The sequence below is a fragment of the Butyrivibrio sp. genome (genome assembly GCF_015056685.1).
Lineage (GTDB): Bacteria > Bacillota > Clostridia > Lachnospirales > Lachnospiraceae > Butyrivibrio.
In genome coordinates, this window is sequence record NZ_SVFW01000066.1 from 1 (window position 1) to 18,084 (window position 18,084).

Sequence of the window (18,084 nt, forward strand, 5' to 3'; positions counted from 1 at the left end):
AAATATCTGCGATTTTCAAGGTTCATCTGAGCCTATTTTTTTGACTCAGTTTTTTCATAGATCATTTGACACTATCAAACTTTTTCTTTTTCTGCGGCTCCCTGAAGATATCCACTATTTATATATCATTTTTCATATAAATCCACAAATTCATCAAGGAATTTCCTGATACTAATATGCTGAGGGCAGATATTCTCACATTTTCCGCACTTCAAGCACTCAGAAGCCTTTCCATGGTTCATTGAAAAACGTTCGTAATACATTCCGGTTGTCTTTCCAGTAACTGCATATAAATTAAGTAGTCCAAAGTAATCAGGAATATTTATGTTTTTCGGACATTCTTCCAAGCAATATTTGCATGCGGTACACGGAACTTTAATCGTACTGTTAAGGATATCCGTTATGTTCTCAACCAGATTTTTTTCACCATCCGTAAGTGGCTTAAATTCCTGCATATAAGAAGTGTTGTCGTCAAGCTGTTCAAGATTACTCATTCCGCTTAAAACAATTGCCACATCATCTAATGATGCAGCGTATCTTATCGCAAGTGATGCCGGAGTTGGAATATGCTGATTTTCTTTTTCATAATATTCGTTAAAAGATTTCATGGCATTATCAGGAAGTTTTGCAAGTGTCCCGCCTTTTACCGGTTCCATTACCATGACTTTCTTGCCATGTTTTTTTGCCACTTCATAACAAGCCCCTGATTGCGCCACCTGGCTTTTCCAATCAAGGTAATTTATCTGTAACTGAACAAAATCAACTTCAGGATGTTCTGTCAGGATCTTGTCCAAAGTCTCAGCATTATCATGATAGGAAAAGCCAATATTTCGAGCATAGCCATCCCTCTTAAGCTTCTCAATAAATGGAAATCCACCATATTTTTCAGTGTTGATATATCTGTCTCTTCCCAAATTGTGAAGTAGATAATAATCAAAATAATCCACGCCACAACGCCTTATCTGTTCATCAAAAAACATTTGATAATCTTCAGTTTTTTTGACGCGAAGAATGGGCATCTTGTCAGCTAATACAAAACTGTCCCTTGCATGCCTTTTTACTAGTGCTTCCTTAACAGCTTCTTCCGATTTCTCACCGTGATAAGGATATGCTGTATCAAAATACATAAAGCCCCTATCCATAAACAAATCTACCATTTTCTTGGTCTGTTCAATATCAATCGACGTCGGATCGTCAGAATTAAAAAGCGGCAGTCTCATTGTCCCAAAGCCTAGTTTTTTCATGGCATATCCTCCAAGTGTGAATTATTTATTCAAATCGTTGTAAAACATCAATATTTAATTCATCATTAGGATTCTCAAATTCAATTATATTATACTTTAAAAAATCCAAGCCCACAGCATTGTTTATTACTATGTCATCATTTTTCTTTATGACCAAAAAACCATTATTTACATTTTTTGATAATCCGCTAAATATATAAGAGAAAAGACATGCCAGGTTCCGCAGTAAGCTTGTAAACGGATTGCCACCTTGAAAAGAGGCAAGAAAGAACGTAAAATTTCCATGTTCGCCAGCACAGAAAATTACAAACAACCAAAAAGACTCTCTTATATATTTAGCGTTAATGAGAATTGGATGACACCAGATTTAAATAGTACTTACAGTGAATTAGACACACTGCCTGTATCATCCTTGCTCTAGTTGAGCAGATTCAAACAACGTTTGATAAAATATCATAATGTTTTTGTTCTGTAAATAGTTTTACATAAAATATTTTTTGAACATTTTGTGAAGTGTGGCAAAATGCCAAATCGCGCATAGTTACTGCACTTCAGATTATTAATTTCAAAAAAACAGCTCACCCATGAAACATTGTTTTCAAAGGTGAGTTGTTGTGTTTAACCAAGCAGTTCAATAAGCTGTTCTTTGGAAAGATTCATAAGTGATTCGCTCTCTCCACTTAATATCGCATCTGCAAGGTCTTTCTTTGCATTTTGCATTTCAATAATTTTTTCTTCAATTGTATCTTTTGCAATAAGCTTAAATACCGATACTTTCTTAGTTTGCCCAATTCTGTGAGCCCTATCTGTAGCCTGGTTCTGTGCCGCAAGATTCCACCACGGATCATAGTGTATTACTACATCTGCCCCCGTCAAGTTAAGCCCGGTTCCACCTGCTTTAAGTGATATCAAAAACAATGGTACTTCATTTTCATTAAAAGCATGAACCAGCTTAATTCTCTCCTCTTTTGGAGTCTGACCGGTAATCTTATAAAACTCTATTCCTTCCGCCTTAAAGTCCTTCTCCAATAGTTCAAACATAGACGTGAACTGTGAAAAAAGAAGTATCTTATGTCCACCATCTATAGCACTTTGAACCAATTCAAGGCATGATGCTCTCTTAGCTGACTCTCCCTTGTATCCCGCTGTAATAAGCTCTGGGTCACAGCAGATCTGTCTGATCTTGGTGAGTTCAGCCAGAACTTTAAGCCTGTCTTTTCCTGATTTATAATCTTCACTTTCAAGCACGCGCTTCATGTGCGTAACCTGAGCATCATAAAGTTTTCTCTGAACCGGGTCAAATCTTGAAAATCTGATTTCTTCCATTTTTTCAGGAAGATCCTTAAGTACATTTTCCTTAAGTCTTCTTAAAATAAATGGTCCCACCATGTTTTTAAGCTGTTTTGTCACTTCTTCATCTTTATACTTGGTTATGGCAGTTTCAAAATCACTTTTAAATCTGTCATAAGTATAAAGAAATCCCGGCATCAAATAGTCAAATATACTCCAAAGCTCGCTTAATCTGTTTTCAATAGGTGTACCTGTAAGCGCAAATCTATGAACAGCGTTTATTACTTTAACCGACTTTGAAGCTGCTGCCGATGCATTTTTTATAAACTGTGCTTCATCAATGATCTCAAAGTCAAAACTTAAGCCTTCATATAATCCAATATCTCTCTTTAAAAGATCATATGATGTAACAAACACCTCAGAAAGTTTTTTGGATGACAAAAGCTTTTTTCTTTCTGACTGGGTTCCTGTTACAGTTTTGACATCCATTTCAGGCGCAAAACGTTTAAATTCTTCTTCCCAGTTATATACAAGGGAAGCAGGACATACTATAAGAGACTTTATTTTCTTCTTTTCTTTTTTGGCAATCCGGCTTTTACTTAACAATAATGTAATAACCTGCAACGTCTTGCCAAGTCCCATATCATCTGCAAGTATTCCTCCAAATCCAAGGTCAGATAGCATTGAAAGCCACTTAAATCCGTAAGTTTGATAACCTCTTAGCACTTTTGCAAGGCTTTCCGGAACTTCCACGTCGCTTTCTTTAACAGAATTAAAATTCCTTACTAGGGATTTGAAATTTGAATCCCTGTCTGAAGCAATCTCATCATGTTCCTCAAGCAGCTTATTAATATAAATAGCACGGTAGGCAGGAAGATGAAGCTTTCCTTTTGTAAATTCCTTTGCAGAGATTCCCATAGCCTGCATTGTAGCTGTCAACTCTTCCAGCGTATCGTCAGCTTCAAGTCTTATGAACTCACCATTTTTTAATCTAAAGAACTTTTTCTTCTTGCGATAGCTCTCAAGAAGATCCAAGAGTTCATCTTCTGTCATATCATCAGTTGAAACATCAAGATTAAGTATTCCGCTCTCAACAGAAATTCCCAGACGTATAGTAGGAGCCTTCCTGATCTTAAGCCTTTCAAAATCCTTGCTGGTCTTAACTTCTCCTACAGCCATAAGTTCTTTTAAACCTTCACTTAAAAGTTCAAAAGTATTATCTCCTGACTTTTCGCAGTAAAAAGTATTTTCACCTGAAAACTGTTCCGGAAGATATTTCATAACAGTTTTTACCGCATTCTGCTCAAAATTAATATCTCTGGATTCAGGCAGTGGAAAGTCTTCATCTCTTAACTGATGAAGCTCAATCTCCTCATCATCGTATTTTGCTGTAGCTTTTCCGATTATATTATCCTCATTTGCATCAAGATAATAGGTAATCTGACACTCCGGCGGCAGGAACTTTTCATATCCACCTGAGGGATTTTCCACAACCTCAATTTCCGGACAATCCATTAACTCCGGCAGTAATCTGTAGTAGAATTCCGAAAGGTTCTTTTTTCCGATTGTAAAAGATAAATTTCCTGTCTCATCCGCATTACTCATAAGTGATTTTACAATTGGTGAAGTGTCAGTAATCCTGGAAAAAACAGACCTGTCTTCATCGAGAATATAATCATAGTTTTTGCCCTTCATGACAACAGGAAGTGATGCAGAAACAAATAGTCCTGCAAAATTCCCATTTTCCTCACTAAGTTCCCTTATATGGACATAAATTTTAATACGACCATCAACAAGTTTGACGCCGGAGGTTTTTCTTCCTCCCACCAGCTCTATTTTTTTTCCGCAGGACGCATCATAAAAAGCGTCAAGAATATCCGGAGAAAGATCAACTTTTTCCTTGAACTGAAAATCAGATTTGCTGTAATAATACCTGGAATTGCTCATCTTATCGCTTAGATAGTCTGCATTTGCCTTGGCTTTTTCAATTATTCTGTAAAGATTAATCGAATCGTTATCAAAGTCGTTATCCATAAAAGATATCATTGCAGATTTACTGAGTTTATATCCGCCGCTTGTCTCTTTAGCGTTAATTAGCTCAGGTATATTTCTCAAAATATAGAGCTTTTCCATTCCAACTTTAAAGGAAATAGAAAGTGGATACACCGCATTTTTACCGGTATTTATAATAAGTCGTGGTTCAAGATGTACAGTTTTACTCTTCGGAGCCTCATCCTCAATTTTCTGAATCGCAGCAATTCGCCTATAGGATTTGAGTATCTGATCGCCACGAAAATCAGTTGCATCGCCCGGATTAAATTTGGCTATATATTCATCAGCCAAGAGTAAAAGAGCCAGCTTGTGCTCGCACAAATGATCGTAGGCGTAATATCCATAATATCGATTACTCTTATGTTCAGCATAACAATCAGTTGTCATCATTCTGTCTTTTGTAAAAAATGCTCTTACATCAACAGGATATGATCTATTCCCGGAAAGCTTCCCCAAAAACTCTATAGCAAGCTCTTCACCTTTGTAGGACCGAATGTACATTGTGTTAACCTTATCCAATACAAGGTTTCCACTCAAAATAAGGTCTCTTGCTTCCTCAATATCCTCTGAATCAATATCGTAGTCTTCAATTACTCTTTCAATATTAAAATACGTGTTGCCGGCTGCTGTTTTAAATTTATAGTCACTATTATTCTCAGATTTTGTCTGATTTTCCAGATAATAAAGAACAGCCGCTTCATGTTTGCACTTCTCTCCACCTTTCGCATATGCACAACTGCACTGCATCTCCGGATAGTCCTTATCAATTCCTTTTATAGCGACATTATAAATGTGAGTCCCAAGGACCCTGGCCATACAGCTATCCTTCTTCTGAATAAATCCCTTTACCTTCCCACTTTTGTAATACTCTTTTCCCCTTTGTAAAATATGAGAGTAAAAAAGCCTTCCCCAATTCTTATTCATATTAAAGAATCCTCTATTTTATGTTATTAGTAACACAGAGGATATTCTATCATGTTGCACATTAACTGTCAGTATATAATATCTATCCAAAAGTCAATATGTATCTGACTCTGAGAACAGTAGGGATGGCTACTTTTAAGGCTGAGTATGGCTAAGAATAATAGATGCAGATACTTCCTAGAATATGTAGGACTAAGAATTGCAGGTACGGGTACTTTCCAAAATATATAGGGCTATATGCCCGTGGTTCCCGCTGTAGGAGAGCTGCAATTCTGTGTTGGGCATATAGCTCGTTTTCAATAGCTCAGCCACCTGCAATTAAGCTGCTTTTGGGCTCATAGCCTGATTTCAGGCTTTCAGCCACCCCTCATTATGGCTTTTATCGTAGGCAATTGGGCATATACGGTAATTATCCGTCCGCAGCCACCTTTTAACGGGTGGCTCGAGTCTTGAAATCGGCCTATATGCCCAATTTCTCTTTTATAAAGACAATATCGGGGTGGCTGGCCTCACAAAAAGCTGCTATATGCCCAAAATAGTAAGAATCAGAGGCGGCTGGAAGCTTTACAAAGCGCTATATGCCCAACCCATTATTCTTCACGATCATATGGACTGAATGAAATTGAACTTAGAAAATTCGGATTGTCAAAGTGAATTGGGTATATAGTCATATTTTTTAAGTTAACACATCCATAGACAAAATTTTCAGGAAGTGAAAACGGGCATATACGAGAAAAAATGGATTGCCACATCCATTGGATGAGTGATTCGAGACAATCAATCATCTATAAAAGGATGTGTAAACTTCAAAAATGCCGTATATACCCAAAATCGCAAGTCAAAAACCTAGTCGCATGGTGTCGTAAGCTCAAAAATCAGGCTATATTTCCAAAACAGAATCTTCACTCTCTTTACATCGAAAGACGCAGACATATAGTCACATACATCTTTGAAAGTAGCCACCCCCTACTGTTCTCGGAGTCAGAGCCTGAGGCAATGACACCCAGCCACACCGCCAGGTGCTTGCCCTTGACGGGTTCTGATGGAAACGCTACAATGCTGAATCCGACGGTGCGAGAAAATCTACTGTTCCCATCATCCTCACCGTCGGCGAGGTATAGACGGCGTTTTCCTCAGGCTCAGTCAATGGTGACATATGGAGCCAGCTACTTACGCATATACAAAAAGAGAGTACTCTGATGTATGCTAATTGCACTCATCTGAATACTCTCCCTAATCTACAACGAAATATGAATTAAGAACCTGACAGAATAATATCGAATTTTTTCCTCGGCCCTTATTTAGCTATTATTTACAGTTTTATCCTTCTGGCAAGCTGTAGTCTGGGTCATATACAAAGCCAGAATCACCGGATTGTGAAGTTGCTGCTTCTGTATCAATTGTGTAGTTGTTTTCTATTGCAAAGCTCTCATCTTCGCTAACAATAGCAACTGATACCTCAACTTTATTCTCGTCCGAAGTATCTCCAAAACTTACTCCTACCTCATAACTTGTATTAGTATTTCCATTTGAATCTATAACAAAGCTATAAGGATACTCGTATGCATCATCGCCTTCGCCAGATAAAGCTGTTCCGCTAACCTTTTCTGCACTTCCTGATGGTATAGGTTTTTCAGCCGTTACCCCCGGATTCATGTATTGATCTATTTCAGTATTAAAACATGGTGTTCCATCACTAAACTTTTCAGCATCAGTTGTGTGTGCATCCTTAACATATACTGGAATATATGCAACCTTAGTTCCCATAGAATCATCAATATCATTTCTGGTAGTATCACCATTATAGTCATAATCATCTGTTTTTTCTTTTAACACGTATTCATTCACGTTTCCACTTTCAGACGACCAACTACTGGTATAATTCCAAGCCCCATATCCTGCACTACTACCTTTAAAGATCATTATATCAAATCCATCGCTTGGCCACGACTCATTTTCTGCATTAGCAAGAGATATGGTCTTAACAACCGTATACTTATCTATAATACCTGCTGCACCGCTCTCATTTCCACCAGTCGGAGTCTCAGATGATCCTGAAGAGCCGCCACTTGTCTCTTCTGATGAGCCGGATACGTCAGAATCAGATGATGGCTTAGTCTCTTCTGAGGATCCGGATGAAGCAGAATCAGATGAAGCCGGTGTCTCCGCCTTCTGATCTGATGTATTTGATGATGAGCTACCATCATCAGTAATCACAACGCTTTCTTCACCGTTTGATATAACTGCTGTTCCACCTACAGCTGCTGCCTCAACAATTGCTCTCTGAACAACTGTAGAAACTGCTTTAAAGTCCTGTGTTCCAAACTTTTCTGCTACCGCATATAACTGAGGTGTGATTCTAACTTCACTGTCCGTTAGCGCCTGTACTGTGATACCATTATCAGCGCACTGCTTAAGTGTAGTAATCTGTCTGTTAGGATCATCTTTGCCCTCTGTCAAATAGAACTTGTAATATTCAAGAATATTACTTCCAAAGGCAGCCTTCAGGTCCGAATAGGCAGATGCATAAGCTGATGGATCAAAATTTTCACTGCATGTTCTTCCTTCATATATTCCATATCTGTAAAAATGCTCAAACCAGGCATTATAGTTATCGCCAAAACGGGCCTCAAGCTCAGGATTATTTTTCCTGTAATAGTTTAAATCAAAGATCTGCTTCAAAAGAGCTATGTCAGATTCCGATGTGGTTCCATAACTTACCTTGCTGGCATCAGCTGTCTGAGTAAGTCCATTTGCTCTGGCAGTGATAACATTCCCGCCAAATGTTGATGTTACAGCAAAAGCACAACCAAACAAGGCTGCTGTTGCCAGGGATGTTACTCTCATTAGAATTTTTCTGTTCATTTACACGTCCTCCTATTAAGAAAATGTATTTGCGGCGCTGGGGATATCTACATCCTTGTTAAAACCTCCGCTTGCCGCTGCACTAACCACGCATAAGTTAATTTTGACCAATTCAAGATAAAAAAATAAGGACGCATCTGCGACCCCTTTCTAAATCCTTAGTATTTATGCCCTTTTTGGAGATTCTTAAATGATTTTAAAGAATGTTAAGCAAAAATAAACAGTGCAGGCTTTCCTGCACTGTTTAAGGCTTTTTAATGTGAAACGATAAAAATATCCTCATTTTAATTATCTTTTTCATCATGATATACCCTAAAAAGCCCTACTCGGCTCTTTACACCGGTTTTCTCATAAATGGCAGATACATGCCTTTGCAAAACTCTTCTGGATATATATAAAGTATCAGCTATTTCCTGTCCAGACTTCTCAGTAAATAACAATTGCTCAAGAACTTCGGTTTCTCTTGCCGTCAGGCCATATTTTTTTACAATTCTGACAAGTGTGTCATCTTCTCCTTTGCTTTTTACTACATTTACGTCACTTTCATCATCACGTTGCCTTAAGGCTATATCTTGTGCACCGTCACTACTGTCACTACCAGAATCTGAAAATGTTCTGCTTAAATTGATCAGCTCAATTTCTTTGGGCTCCTGTTTCGCTATGTTACTTTCAGCTTTATTATCTTCACCTGCAACATCATCCAAATCATGCTGTTTAATGCTTATCTGTTCATATTCTATAAATTCGCTCTTTTTCCCAATTACAAAGTCTCCGCTATATACAAGATTGATAAACAGAATGGTAATTACGACCACTGACAATATCAGTATCTGCATTGTAGACATTTTTGCCCATGGCAGAAATGAGAATACTACACCTGCTGCGCAGTCTATTACCCTGCCTGTTCCCGCAACAAGCGCAGGATGAGATGATAAAGGCGCTATACTCCAAAACATCACATACAAATAGCTCATGGTCGCGCCGACAACAACATAAAATATGCACATATTAAGATTGCTCATCGGATTATCCATGAAAATAACAGGAGACAAAACAACCCAAAGTATGAGAGCAAACAACGTAATATTCACAAACCGTCCATCCTTATAGTCTCCCACAACTCCAATGATAAGATACCCGACAATAGCAAAAAGCCTTGGCCATGAATAAGCTGTAAACTCAAGATTTGAATTCACCATAAGTCTTATGAGCATGCTGTCATAATATGTGAGAAGTAAAATAGCCAAAACAGACATGATAACTATAGTCCTAAGGCTATCGTTGTTTCTTTTCCTCTCAAGTGTACCCCGTTTACTATCCTCATAAGTCGGTATACAATCAGCCAGCACCCACTCCCAGGATCTTTTTACCAAAATAGCTATGATTCCTGCGCCGGCAAAAATAAATAGCAGAATCAAAAGCCTGTTATCTGAAAGTATCTGGGTGATATACTGTAAAAGATACGACATAGCAGCCCCACATGCCACAAGCTTTCCAAGATTTTTAACCCCAAAAAGTGCCATTGAAATATAGTAATTAAAAGCCCCTGCAATAAAACCTATCTGAATATTTGCCAATGGAGCCAGATACAAAAATGCAAAGCTGCTGGGGTAAAACATCATAATCGCTGCAAGTGCCAAAAACAGCACGGCCGATGCTCTAAGCAATATATTCATAAATCCATCGTTTTTTAGCTTTTCCCATGTAACAAAAAAGATAATCAGGCCCACAAGAAAAAACAGCTGATCAACATAGTACATCATCAGATGCTGATCTGCTAAAAGATATTCTGTAGAATTCTTGTTGGTCATGGTTGAGAACGTAATATATGAAAAAAGATATACTATAAAAATCACCATGATGATAACTTCTCTTGCAGTGAAAAATATCTTTTTGGCTCTCATGGAATCCCCTCTATATTTTTACGTTATTTAGTATCTTTCTATTTAGTTTAACACCAAATACATCCAAAATCAGCTATTTAAAACCAAAAAGAAGTCCAAACATCTTATTATGTTCGGACTTCTTCTTGGAATTTTAAGGTAATTAAATCAAGAAATACTATAACTGTAATCAGCAAAATCTGCATCAAGCACAGCTTTTTGACCGTTGTTTTCCCAAACAAACTTCATCTTTGTTCCATCCACGGTTACATTTAAATTGGCATCGAATCCAAATGCCGGGCATGTATTGCGGAACCTTAACAGTTCGAGCTGTTTTTTTACAACATCTTTTTCCATTGCAGCTTCAATCTGGTCAATTGTGAGATTTGTTCTGTTTATTTCCTTGTGTCCGCCTGCACCTGCACGTTTTACAGCTTCATGATCGTTTTTGCCTGCAAACAGATCAAGATACCAAACCTGAGGTTTACCCGGCATGAACATCTGAATTGCTCTGGCAAAGAGCATCTTTTTGTCATCATCACCAAGTGCACTGTAATAAGTAGCATTTACCTGATAGTACATATTCTTGGCACCGTGAAGATCCTTAACAAATCCCCCGCGACCAACAATTGTATCGATCATATTCTGGATATCCTCTTCAGGAAGGATTCCCTTAAGATCAAGAAGAGGAATTCCATCGTGGCAACCAAGCATATTAACCACACGGATTTTTTTCTCCTGAATCTCATCAGCCCACTTTTTAAGGAGAGTTCCGGACTTGCTCTCAATAGCGTAGATAAGAAGCCCCGGAAGGAAGAAATCATAAGTCATGTAGCCTTTATTTGCTACAACCTCATAAATCTTCTCGCTGTAGCTTGCATGAATTTCAGGTAAAAGAGATACATTAAACTCATCAGCAAGCTTCTTAACTTTTTCAAGCACATCCCAAGTATCAGGCTCATTAAGAAAGTTCTTTTTACCTGGCTCCTTAGGAGCATAGGCAAAGGCATCAAGACGAACGATACTTGCGCCATAGCCTGAAAGACTCTTAAGTGTATTTCTGTAATGTTCCCAAACGAGATCAGATTTAATATTAAGATCCATCTGTCCGAGATATCGTCTTCCAGACTCTAAATAATCAACAACTGCATCTTTATATTTTTCAAAACCTGTGTAATCAATTTCAGCAGGCTTCTTTCCCTCATCAAGTCCCTCGCAGACTTTTTCAGCTAATCTCTGTGCAGAAAGATACTGAATATCCATCTTTTCCATAAGGTCCTGCGCATCAGGTCTCTTGTACTGCACTTCCTGATAGAATGTATTCCAGTAGGGAACATCCTTGCCATCAGGCATACGTACCATAAGTATAGGAAGTCCGGGTTTTCTGAAAAACATATCCTTTATATATTTCTGGTCAGGCTGAATATAGCCTTCATCGGTCATCTCGCCATAACCATCCCAGAATTTGTTCCAGTTAATAAAGAAGTCGGCATATTTTGACTTCTCACCATTTTTAACAAGATCCTGGAACTGTGGAGAAAGAACTGAAGCATGATTAAGAATGAAATCAAGCTTAAGGTTGATTCCAAGTGCCTTTAACGCTTCTATATCTTCCTTGCTGCCAAGCTGCTCATTGATACCATAATCTATTACAGAAAAACCTCTGTCCAAATCTGTGTTAAAGATACTTGGAAGAATGTAAAATGACTGAAAAACATCCTTGAATGCATCTTTTGACAGTACTGATACAATATCACCCAGAGTTCCACCCATACTATCAGGGTAGGCATTTAACATAGGTCCATTGTCTACAAATCTACTCATATCATTTCCTTTCAAAAATATGTCAAAATGTTTGATCAATCAAATTATTTCATAAGCTTTTTGAACTCATCATAGCTAATGATCTCACCGGCTTTTGTGATGATTATCTTAGCCTTATGCGCCTGATTAACAAGTTTATTCTGTTCGAGTTCCAGTACCATCATAGTAAATGGGCTGTCAAGCTTTCCATCTCTGTTTCTGGATCTTCTGTGCTCAAGTGTCTCCTGCGGAGTACTGTTCAAAAGAACCGGAATATCAACCTGAGTCATATAATCGCTGTTACCATGTGTCCACTCAACGATAAGAACCTGCTTAGCAGACATATCTACTTCATCATACCAAAGAGATGCCTCATCTCTTCCCATTCTCTTAAGCCAGAGCTTGTCAGCTCCATCCTTAAATGCTTTCATTATCTGATCAACTTCTTCAAAATCAGTCTCATTTGGTGTTCCAAGGTAGTTATCAAGTCCTTTTTCGCCAGCTTCTATATATGCTTTGAACCAGCTGTCAGTCTCAACATGAGCCTTGTTGGCATCATCTTCTGCAATCTGCCATTCCTTAACCTTAGCGAAATTTTCAGGATTCATAACGCCGCCGTCAACCATTCCTCTTATTCCACTCTCCCTAAACACATGAAGTCTTTCAGCGTCATTATACATAGGGATCCTGTGTGGATAATTATCGCCGGACATTGTATAGCTACCGATTCCAGCCTGCTCAAGTAAATATGAAAGAAGTGATGCAATCTCGGATTTTCCAACTCCTGATCCTCCGCAAACTGCCACAACGGCACGATTATATGTGTTAGCACTCATCTTCTCTTTTAATTCTTTAATAAGAATTGGAAAAATAGTTTTTGCTTTTTTTATATGGCTTTCACCAATCTCAATTTTATCCCCCGGCATATCTCCGTGAGGTATATCATCAGGTATAATTAAATCAGTCAAAATGTTATTTGCATTATCAAGTTTTTCAAGAACATCTTTTGAAGATGATACTCTGCTATATTGTGTATTCATAATTCTCCTTCTACTCCTCAAATCGAAATAAACACACAAATACATAACACCGCCAGAATCACGTATTTATGCGGGTTTCACATAGCCTGCAAAGTCAAAAAAATAAATTGTACACACTTTTCTTTTTGACAATACATACTGAGCCATGTTATTTTGAACACAAGATACAATAACTTTTTTTCTTTGTAAAGACCAAAAATAAAAAATGATAACTATTAAAGAGATCGCAAAACAACTAAATATGAGTACTACAACGGTTTCAAATGTTATTCATGGAAAAACCGGTGAAGTATCTGACGATACTAAAAAAATTGTTCAGGATTTTTTGGATAAGGTTGATTACGTCCCAAACATCAGCGCAAGAAACCTTGCACAAAATGAATCAAAGATCATAGGCCTGGCGCTTAAAGCCCGTGCCGATAAGTATGAGAATCTTATCATGGATCCGTTCGTATCAGAGCTGATAGGTGGTGTGGAAGAGACTATACGAAACGCCGGCTATTTCATGATGCTCTACATTTCAAGTGATACCGCTGAGATAATGCGTCACGTTTCCACCTGGAATGTTGACGGACTTATCCTTTTCGGAATGCTAAATGATGACGGAATCCGTGTCAGCGAAAAATATAAAAAACCTATCGTTTGCATTGATACCTACAGTATTGAGGGCCTTAAGCACTTCACAAATGTCGGCCTTGATGATGAACAGGGTACCTACGAAATGGTAAATTACCTGATATCGCAAGGGCACAGAAAAATTGCCTTCCTTTCAGATAACACTAACGGTGTAGACCTTGCCAGATTAAACGGATACAAAAAAGCTTTAAAAGATGCAAAGATAAAATACAGCCCTTCTAACTTCCTGAAGATAAGACCTCACACAAAAGACCTGCCTGAAAGTTTGGAAGAGATATGTGAGAAGTCAAAAGAGTTCACTGCCATAATGTGCGTCTCTGACCTGTATGCTGTAACGCTCATGGCTGCATTTGCCGACAGAGGCATATCCGTTCCCGACGATATTTCTGTAGCCGGCTTTGATGACAATATGCTGGGGCAGCTTCACAGACCTGCTCTTACTACTGTTCATCAGAATGTAAAGCAAAAAGGTGTAGTTGCCGCAGATACTTTGCTAAAACAACTCAAAAAGATAAAGACTCCAAATCAGATAGTTCTTCCAACACGACTGGTAATTCGTGATACTGTTAAAAAAATTTAAGTCATATTATTCCGGAGCCCGCTTCTACAGCGGGCTCTTTTCTATTTCTTGTCAAATAATACTGAGAAAAAAACAACCTTCGCATTTTGTTTCTTTGTATTTTTTACAATCAAATCACAAAGCATAAAGTTTTTCTTGTCACATTTCACTACACAACTTACGCGCATAAGCATGCTGATTTTACGTTTATTTATAATTTTTTAATACGTTTTATTATATTTTTACATTTTTCTCAATTTGTAACAATCCTTTAACCATGCGATTTTCCGCGGTTATTAGTCAACTGGTCAATATTAATTTTAGCAAACCGCCTTGAATTTCTAGGCTTTTTGTGATAATTTGATTATAGCGTACAACTTATGCGCAAAAGTAACCGCCAAAAAGTAAATAAGTTATGGCAATTTGCACAAAGCAACAAAAAGGAGGAAACAAAATGAAAAAGAAACTCATGTCAGTTCTTCTTGCAGGCTCAATGGTTCTTTCACTTGCAGCTTGCGGAGAAACAGCAGCTGACACAACAACATCATCTGACAACGCTGAAGCTCAGACAGAGACTCAGTCAGCTGATACTACTGAGACTGCAGCAGCTACAAGCGAAGTAGCAGGAACTCAGGAAGCTGTTCGTCTTCTCAATGGTAAGCCAGAGATCAACGATCAGATGCAGGCTCTTGCTGCTAAGTATCTTGAAGAGACAGGCAACGTACTTACAGTTGAGACAATCGGTGGCGACACAAACGCTTCTGACGAACTTAAGAAAATGTACCAGGCTGACAACATGCCAGATATCTTCGTTATCGAAGCTAACCAGGCTGCTAACTGGGACGGAATGCTCGCTGACCTTTCAGGTGAGGAGTGGACAAATAAGACTGGATTCGAACTTGTTGATTCTACAATGGGTACAATCGGATTCCCTTACACTGTAGAGGCTACAGCTCTTGGTTACAACGCTGATATCCTTGCAAAGGCAGGAATTGATCCTTCTACACTTACAAGCCCTGACGCTTGGAAGGCTGCTTGTGAAACACTTGATTCCAAGAAGGATGAGCTTGGCATCACAGCTGTATTTGGTTGGTGTGCAGAGCCTACAAACCTTGGATGGTCTTCAGGTACTCACGTATTTGGTCAGTACCTTGATGCTGGTCTTAAGGCTGACGATACAACATACATCGATCTTCTTAACGATGGTGGAAAGATTGATGAAGCAAGAATGAAGAAATTTGCTGAGTTCATCGGCATGATGAATCAGTATTCAGACCCAGCTCTTCTTGTAGACGGAACATACGAAAATCAGCGTGCCGGCTTCATGGAAGGCAAGTATGTATTCATCACACAGGGTAACTGGTGTGTAACATCTCCTGCAGATGTAAACTTCGAGTGTGGATTTGCTCCATATGCATTTGAAGATGGAATCAACACAATCATTGCTGGACCACCTTCATATTGGGTAGCATATTCAAATGGTAACGTAGAAGGCGCAAAGGCATTCTTTAACTGGTGCGCTGGCGATTCAGCCCAGAACATCCTTGTAAATGATGCTGGTCTTGTATCTCCTTTCGATGATTGCCAGTATGAAGCTGTTAACCCATTCTACAAGAGCATGAACAGCTACATCACAGCTGGTAACTACTCAGGATGGCACACAATGCTTAAGAAAGACGGTCTCCAGAACGAGATATGTAACGTATTTGCAGATTATGCAAAGGGCAAACTTGATGCTGATGGATTTGTATCAACAATGGCTCAGGTAATTTCTGCTTACTACGCTCAGTAATAAGAAGTAATTTGGGCAGGGCACACGTGTCCTGCCCTTTTATCAATCAAAAGAACTTTTGCCTCACGGAAAGGGGGATCACTTATGAGTACATTTTCTATAGGGAGAAAGGCATCATCATTTATATGCCTTATAGCAGGAATTGTGCTTACAATAGTTGGTTTGGGTCTGTCGATTGCCGGCACCGGAAATGTGTTTAGGGGAGCCATGTTCGTGTGCGGAATCCTACTATTCTTCATAGGATTGTACTTGTTTCCAACTCTTAAGCACCACCGTGCAATTATCAATTTCATATTTTTATTTCCACTTTTGTTTGCCTTCCTTGTAACAGTTATTATTCCACTGTTCCTTGGTATCGGTTATTCTTTTACCGATTGGGATGGCATCAGGCTTAAAAACTTCGTTGGTTTTTCCAACTATGCAAGAATGTTTAAACAGCCTGCATTCTTGTGGTCCACACTTTTAACCTTTTTGTTTGTAGTATTTAACATGATCCTTGTTAACCTTGTTGCTTTCCTTTTAGCACTTCTTTGCACCTCAAAGATCAAGGGACTTGGATTCTTCAGAGCAGCTTACTTCCTTCCAAACCTTATTGGAGGAATCGTACTTGGTTATATCTGGCAGTTCATTTTCAGTAATGTAGTAACTAAGTTCACTGGAACTTATTCAATGCTTTCGGATACAAATACAGCGTTCGTCGCTATAATTATCGTATATATCTGGCAGTATGCAGGTTACATAATGCTCATCTATATCACAGGTCTTAATACTATCCCCGGTGATGTCCTTGAAGCATCTGCCATTGATGGTGCAAATAAAATGCAGACTCTTTTCAATATAAAGCTTCCAATGATTGCACCAACTATCACAATCTGTACTTTCCTTACACTTACATCTGCGTTCAAGCAGTTCGATGTTAACCTTGCTCTTACAAATGGTAAGGGCTCAGTACAGTTCCTTGGCAACTATATTGCTAACGGAACAGAGATGTTGGCACTTAACATCTACACTACAGCAGTTATCAACAATGATTATGCACTTGGTCAGGCAAAAGCCGTTCTCTTCTTCATCATTTTGGCTGCTGTCTCAATCATTCAGGTTCGTATATCTAATAAGAAGGAGGTTGAATTATAATGCATACAAAAGAAAAAACATCCAGCGTTGTGATCAGACTGATCATAGCAGTTATCGTTGCAATTTATGTATTATTCCCATTCTTCCTGCTTCTTATCAACTCAGGAAAAGTTACTGCAGACATTACTTCTAACCCTGTAAGCTTTGCAGGAGCAAGTTTTTCACAGCTTCTCGAGAACATAAAGGCTGTAATAAACGATCCCAACTTCCTCTTCTGGAGTTCATTTGGATCATCAGCCCTTATAACTGTTATCTCACTTGTTCTTTTATCACTCTTTGGAGCTATGGCAGCATGGGTAATCTGCCGTAACAAAACAGTTTGGTCAACAGTTATTTACTTTACTTTCATCGCATCAATGATCATTCCTTTCCAGGTAGTAATGCTTCCACTTATTTCTACCTTCAGAGATGTCGGAAAGTTCATTGGAATTCCAATGCTTCAGTCAATTCCCGGTATCGTATTTGCTTACCTTGGATTTGGCGGTGCCATGACAGTATTCATCTTAACCGGATTTATCAAGGGTGTGCCTTTTGATCTTGAAGAAGCCGCTTCAATCGATGGATGTTCTCCGGAGCAGACATTCTTCCAGATCATCTTCCCTCTTTTAACTCCTGTTATTACAACAGTAACAATCCTTAACGGCATGTGGATCTGGAACGACTATCTTCTTCCATCAATGATGCTTGGCCAAAATGGTAAAGTAATGACGATTCCTATCGCCATTCAGAAATTCGTTGGATCATACGTAAAGAGCTGGGATAGAATCCTTCCCGCAGCGCTCCTTGCAATTATTCCAATGATCATAATCTTCCTCATCGCCCAGAAGCAGATCATGGAAGGCATGATCGAAGGCGCCGTGAA

General features: G+C 38.6%; 10 protein-coding genes. 4 read left to right on the forward strand and 6 right to left on the reverse strand.

The window, feature by feature from the left end; all coding sequences use genetic code 11:
* Window positions 1-125: 125 nt before the first annotated feature.
* The 6 genes from E7303_RS16635 to E7303_RS16660 form a co-directional block, all read right to left on the reverse strand.
* Window positions 126-1,244, reverse strand: coding sequence for an aldo/keto reductase (locus E7303_RS16635; protein ID WP_292146540.1), 1,119 nt, complete (start codon window positions 1,242-1,244; stop codon window positions 126-128).
* Window positions 1,245-1,862: 618 nt separating this feature from the next.
* Entirely contained in the window at window positions 1,863-5,510 is a 3,648-nt protein-coding gene (locus E7303_RS16640; RefSeq protein WP_292146541.1) for a DEAD/DEAH box helicase, read from the reverse strand.
* 1,320 nt (window positions 5,511-6,830) lie between these two features.
* On the reverse strand, window positions 6,831-8,375 hold the full coding sequence (locus E7303_RS16645; protein ID WP_292146542.1) for a hypothetical protein: 1,545 nt from the start codon (window positions 8,373-8,375) through the stop codon (window positions 6,831-6,833).
* A 284-nt stretch (window positions 8,376-8,659) separates the two neighbouring features.
* Window positions 8,660-10,279, reverse strand: coding sequence for a helix-turn-helix domain-containing protein (locus tag E7303_RS16650; RefSeq protein ID WP_292146544.1), 1,620 nt, complete (start codon window positions 10,277-10,279; stop codon window positions 8,660-8,662).
* Between the two features lie 147 nt (window positions 10,280-10,426).
* Complete coding sequence (locus tag E7303_RS16655) at window positions 10,427-12,082, reverse strand: alpha-amylase family glycosyl hydrolase (protein ID WP_292146547.1); 1,656 nt, start codon at window positions 12,080-12,082, stop codon at window positions 10,427-10,429.
* Between the two features lie 44 nt (window positions 12,083-12,126).
* Window positions 12,127-13,101 (reverse strand): adenylylsulfate kinase, encoded by a 975-nt coding sequence (locus E7303_RS16660; RefSeq protein ID WP_292146548.1) that lies wholly within the window; start codon window positions 13,099-13,101, stop codon window positions 12,127-12,129.
* A gap of 205 nt (window positions 13,102-13,306) precedes the next feature.
* On the opposite strand from E7303_RS16660, the gene E7303_RS16665 reads away from it, so the two are divergent.
* The 4 genes from E7303_RS16665 to E7303_RS16680 form a co-directional block, all read left to right on the forward strand.
* On the forward strand, window positions 13,307-14,317 hold the full coding sequence (locus E7303_RS16665; protein WP_292146549.1) for a LacI family DNA-binding transcriptional regulator: 1,011 nt from the start codon (window positions 13,307-13,309) through the stop codon (window positions 14,315-14,317).
* Window positions 14,318-14,750: 433 nt separating this feature from the next.
* The gene (locus E7303_RS16670; protein WP_292146550.1) at window positions 14,751-16,088 is read left to right on the forward strand and encodes an ABC transporter substrate-binding protein; all 1,338 of its coding nucleotides are present in this window, start codon (window positions 14,751-14,753) and stop codon (window positions 16,086-16,088) included.
* A gap of 84 nt (window positions 16,089-16,172) precedes the next feature.
* Window positions 16,173-17,222, forward strand: a complete 1,050-nt coding sequence (locus E7303_RS16675; RefSeq protein WP_292146552.1) for a carbohydrate ABC transporter permease — start codon at window positions 16,173-16,175, stop codon at window positions 17,220-17,222.
* A partial coding sequence (locus E7303_RS16680; protein WP_292146554.1) for a carbohydrate ABC transporter permease occupies window positions 17,222-18,084 on the forward strand: 863 nt, incomplete at its 3' end. The genes E7303_RS16675 and E7303_RS16680, both read left to right, overlap by 1 nt.